Genomic DNA, 3,731 nt, shown 5'->3' with positions numbered 1-3,731 from the left:
CCGCTTCGAGCAAGGCCCGGTCTCCCGGGAAGAACCGCGTCAGCAGGCGCGCGAGTTCGCCCTGTGGCAGCCCCAGGGTATGAAACCGCGACAACACGCCTGCGAAGGCATGGGTAATCTCCGTATCGGGCTCCAGTGCGTTTGCCATCAGGCGGTCGTAGCTGAAACAGGTGGAAGCATGCATTCCCTACGCCCCCTCCGCTTCCATGGGTGAGTGCGTGTAGCATTTCTTTGGACAGATCTTGGCGCAGGCCTCGCAACCGACGCAGTTGAGCTGATTGACGATGGTCATGACCTTCTTCTCGTATTCATCGTCGTCGTCATCGTCAAACATATCCACGGCAACCATCTCGCCATCCTCGCTTACCCCGGCGAGTTGCAGCACGTCCCTGCCGCAGACGCGAAAACAGCGTCCGCAGCCGATGCATTTTTCCTGGTTGATGGACTCGACGAATTGAGGCGTCCAGCTGCGTCCGTCCGGCAGTGTTACGATGACGTCCGCCATGGCTCAGCTTCCGGCCTCGGCCATACGGGCCCGCGCCGCAGTCAGCTTCTCATAGGCATCGTAGGTCTGTTGCGCAACCTCCATGATGTTTTCCCACCCGGTCGGCAGGTCTTCTGCCAGGTCGTGCAGGTTCATCTTCAGATTGGTCGCGCGTGCATTGAGCTTCTTGATCTCTGCTTTGATCGTATCGACGTCTTCCATCGCATTCCCCTTCGAATCGTCTGAAACCGGTTTTGCCTATCCGTAGTTGGCAAGGTCGGGCTACTATTGAATCATCTCGATGCCCGCCGCCACGTGCTTCTCGCCTTCGGCGGCGAGCTTTTCCAGGGTCTCGTAGCCGAAACGGTGCACGTCGCGCAGGTGCTTGTTCACGACGATCAGGCGCCCGGCGGTCAGCACCAGGCGGCCGAAGCCCTCGTGATGCATCTTGACCATGGGTGCGACCATGACGCCGGTGGCGCGCTCCATGCACAGCCCGATGGCGTTGTAAAACAGTTCCAGGCGCCACAGGGTCTCGGGGTCGGGATCGCCCATGATCGGGATCTCGCGCCGCTTTTCCCTGGTCAGGATATAGGGGTCGAGCAGATCGAGATCGCTCTTGCCGTCCCAGGCGCCATGGGTGTCCTGGGCCCGCCATTGCTTGATCAGTTCCTTGACGATCGTGGTCTCCATTGGATCTGTCGCTTGTGCGACCGCTGCATCAGCCATTTTGCACCTCGTCTTCGAAATCAAACTGCCGTTCCTTTCCTTTCAACAGCGCCTTGCGCAGCCACGGCGGTGGCGTCCCCTGCAACACGCCCTGCAACTTGTCGAGGATCTCGCCGATGTCCTCCGGTTCCGCCACCTTGATCGGGTGGATGTTCTTGGCCACCACGCGTGCCGCTCCGGAACCGCCGATGGCGGCGACGTAGAGAATGGCGCAGTCGCCGATTGCCTCCAGCTTCGGCGCCAGCTTGTCCTCGTCGCCGTCTTCCTTCAGGTCGCCGTCAAACTGCACGGCCTCCAGGAACTGGTGGCCCTCCGGCGAGACCTCGTAGATGGCGATGTTCTTTGCCCAGCCGAAATGCGCGTCAACGCGTTTCAGGTCCTGGGTGGCAAATGCGATCTTCATACTGCCTCCTTCGTTGAATTTCCCCTCGCCGTCGCCGGCGCCCCCGGCCTCAATGAGTTTTAGCCGGCGCAAGAATCGGCTCCTCCGCCGACGAGTGTTTCCAGGTATCCGGGCCGTTCTCGTGGGCATTGGCGATGAATATGTTTCCGATCTCGAACACCAGGTCGCGCGTCCCACGGTAGCCAATGGAAACGCGGTGGGCCGCCCCGAGCCGGTCGAACATCGGCAGGCCCATGCGCAGGAACGGGATGTTCAGGCGCTCCGCCATCTGCCGGCCGTGGGAGTGCGTGATCAGCAGGTCACAGTCGCCTGCCCGCGCCTCCAGGTCCTCCAGGTCGCCGATGACGACTTCCTCCACCGGCAGTCGTTCCAGCACGGGCGATGACGTGGTGGTCACGACGGCCGTCAATTCGGCGCCCAGCTCGGCGAGAGTGTTGCCCACGGACCACAACAGGTCCGGCTCCGCGCCGATGGCGATTTTCGTGCCGCCGATGAAGAAGTGTGCGTCCAGCATCGCGTCCAGCAGCTGACTGCGTTGGCGGCGATACTTGCGCGGAATCTCGCGTCCACTGATGCCGGCGAGACATGACAGGAATTCATCGTTGGCATCGAGCCCGGTGAGCCGGTCGAACAGGGTGTACTCGACACCGGTCTTTTCCTTGAGCGACTCCGCCGCCGCCCGCATGTGCTCGCCGATGGCGATCGTGTGTTGCGAACGCCCGGTGGAACGGATGTCCGCGAGCGTGGTGCCGCCGATGGTGGTGGCACTGAAGTCGTCCGGGATATGCCCGTCCAGGGAACCCGACAGATCCGGCAGGATGATCGGTTCCAGCCCGAAGTCTTCGACGATCTCGCGCAGTTCATCAAGGTCTCCGGGTGTGAGGTGGGAGCCGGCCAGCAAGGTCACCTGCTTCGTGAGCCGCGGGCCGGGCTCCGCCAGTTGCCGCACCAGGTGTTCCACGGCCTTGGCCCAGCCGTCCTGGAACGCATCCACATAGTCCGGCGTCGATACATAGACAATAGCGACGTCGTCCATCTCCGGGTGCTTCTGCCGGAACAGCCTGATGTAGCCTTCGACGTCGTCGCCCTTGGTTTCCGTCAACCCGGTCGAACAGATACCGATGATCTCCGGCTGCGCCTTCTTCTGAATGTTGAGCAAGGCCTGCTCGATGTTCTCCATGCCGCCCATGATCGTCGTCACTTCGTTCATGGCCGTCGTCTGCAGCGGGATCGATTCCCGGAAGTGGCGCACGAACAGGACCAGACCGAAGGCGGTGCAGCCCTGGGAGCCGTGCAGCACCGGCATGCAGGCATTGAGCCCGAGAAACGCCAGCGCGCCGCCGATGGGCTGGCTCATCTTCAGCGGGTTGACCGCGCAGGACTTTTTCGATGTGAAGACCTTTGCCATTCTTGTCAGCCCTCCGCGCCCTGCACTTCCCAGGGCGCGGGCTTGCGCACCTGTTCCCAGACCGGGTTGTAGAGCGCCTTGTCGATTTCCTTGACCAGGGCCACCATGCCGTCGTAGCCGGCATAGGCATGGTGCCGCTCCTGGTTGATGTCCAGCCACGGCATTTTCGCCTTGAGCGCTACGAACTGGGACCGTCCACCGGACAACATGATGTCCGCGCGGGCGTCCTTCAGCATCTTGTACATCTCCTTCGGCGTCATTTCCTCGATCATGTGCGCCTCTTCGCCCATGATCTGCTTGATCCGGTCCTTGTCTTCCTTGGTCGACTTCTTCACGCTGGTGCCGACGATCTCGATGCCGATCTCCTGTAGCGCCGCCACCACCGACCAGGACTTCACGCCGCCGGTGATCAGCAGCACCCGTTTGCCCGCGAGCCGTTCGCGATAGGGCTCAAGCCGTTTCCAGGCGCGCGCCTCTTCACGCGCGACCAGGGCCTCGGTGCGTTTTTTCAGCTCTGCCGGCGCGCCCCGCTGCACCAGCAGATCGGCGATGCTGCGCAGGCTGTCGCTCATGTCGCTGATGCCGTAGAACGAACCTTCGAAGAAGGGAATGGAATAACGCTCTTCCATCTTGCGGGCGATGTTGATCATGGCCTTGGAACAGACCATCATCGCGGCCCGCGCGCGGTGGGCGTAGGCCACCTCGCG

General features: G+C 62.2%; 7 protein-coding genes. All 7 read right to left on the bottom strand.

Features of this window, described 5'->3' with window-relative positions:
• A partial coding sequence (locus P8X48_12830; protein MEJ2108190.1) for a hypothetical protein occupies nt 1–184 on the bottom strand: 184 nt, incomplete at its 3' end.
• A 3-nt stretch (nt 185–187) separates the two neighbouring features.
• Complete coding sequence (gene fdxB, locus P8X48_12825; GenBank protein ID MEJ2108189.1) at nt 188–505, bottom strand: ferredoxin III, nif-specific; 318 nt, start codon at nt 503–505, stop codon at nt 188–190.
• Nucleotides 506–508: 3 nt separating this feature from the next.
• The gene (locus P8X48_12820) at nt 509–706 is read right to left on the bottom strand and encodes a CCE_0567 family metalloprotein (protein MEJ2108188.1); all 198 of its coding nucleotides are present in this window, start codon (nt 704–706) and stop codon (nt 509–511) included.
• A gap of 63 nt (nt 707–769) precedes the next feature.
• Complete coding sequence (locus P8X48_12815) at nt 770–1,213, bottom strand: NifX-associated nitrogen fixation protein (GenBank protein ID MEJ2108187.1); 444 nt, start codon at nt 1,211–1,213, stop codon at nt 770–772.
• Complete coding sequence (gene nifX, locus P8X48_12810) at nt 1,206–1,616, bottom strand: nitrogen fixation protein NifX (GenBank protein MEJ2108186.1); 411 nt, start codon at nt 1,614–1,616, stop codon at nt 1,206–1,208. The genes P8X48_12815 and nifX overlap by 8 nt, the downstream gene beginning before the upstream one ends.
• Nucleotides 1,617–1,665: 49 nt before the next feature.
• Nucleotides 1,666–3,024 carry a nitrogenase iron-molybdenum cofactor biosynthesis protein NifN gene (nifN, locus tag P8X48_12805; GenBank protein ID MEJ2108185.1) on the bottom strand — a complete coding sequence of 453 codons (1,359 nt, stop codon included), beginning with the start codon at nt 3,022–3,024 and terminating at the stop codon, nt 1,666–1,668.
• A 5-nt stretch (nt 3,025–3,029) separates the two neighbouring features.
• A partial coding sequence (locus P8X48_12800) for a nitrogenase component 1 (GenBank protein ID MEJ2108184.1) occupies nt 3,030–3,731 on the bottom strand: 702 nt, incomplete at its 5' end.

Source organism: Acidiferrobacteraceae bacterium (assembly GCA_037388825.1).
GTDB lineage: Bacteria > Pseudomonadota > Gammaproteobacteria > Acidiferrobacterales > JAJDNE01 > JARRJV01.
The sequence above is the reverse complement of the archived record's forward strand: the minus strand, read 5'-3'. Positions and strand labels throughout refer to the sequence as shown.

Excerpts from the sequence above, each read along its gene's own strand:
- fdxB (MEJ2108189.1), bottom strand. The coding sequence starts at position 505 with ATGGCGGACGTCATCGTAACACTGCCGGACGGACGCAGCTGGACGCCT.
- P8X48_12820 (MEJ2108188.1), bottom strand. The coding sequence starts at position 706 with ATGGAAGACGTCGATACGATCAAAGCAGAGATCAAGAAGCTCAATGCA.
- P8X48_12815 (MEJ2108187.1), bottom strand. The coding sequence starts at position 1,213 with ATGGCTGATGCAGCGGTCGCACAAGCGACAGATCCAATGGAGACCACG.
- nifX (MEJ2108186.1), bottom strand. The coding sequence starts at position 1,616 with ATGAAGATCGCATTTGCCACCCAGGACCTGAAACGCGTTGACGCGCAT.
- nifN (MEJ2108185.1), bottom strand. The coding sequence starts at position 3,024 with ATGGCAAAGGTCTTCACATCGAAAAAGTCCTGCGCGGTCAACCCGCTG.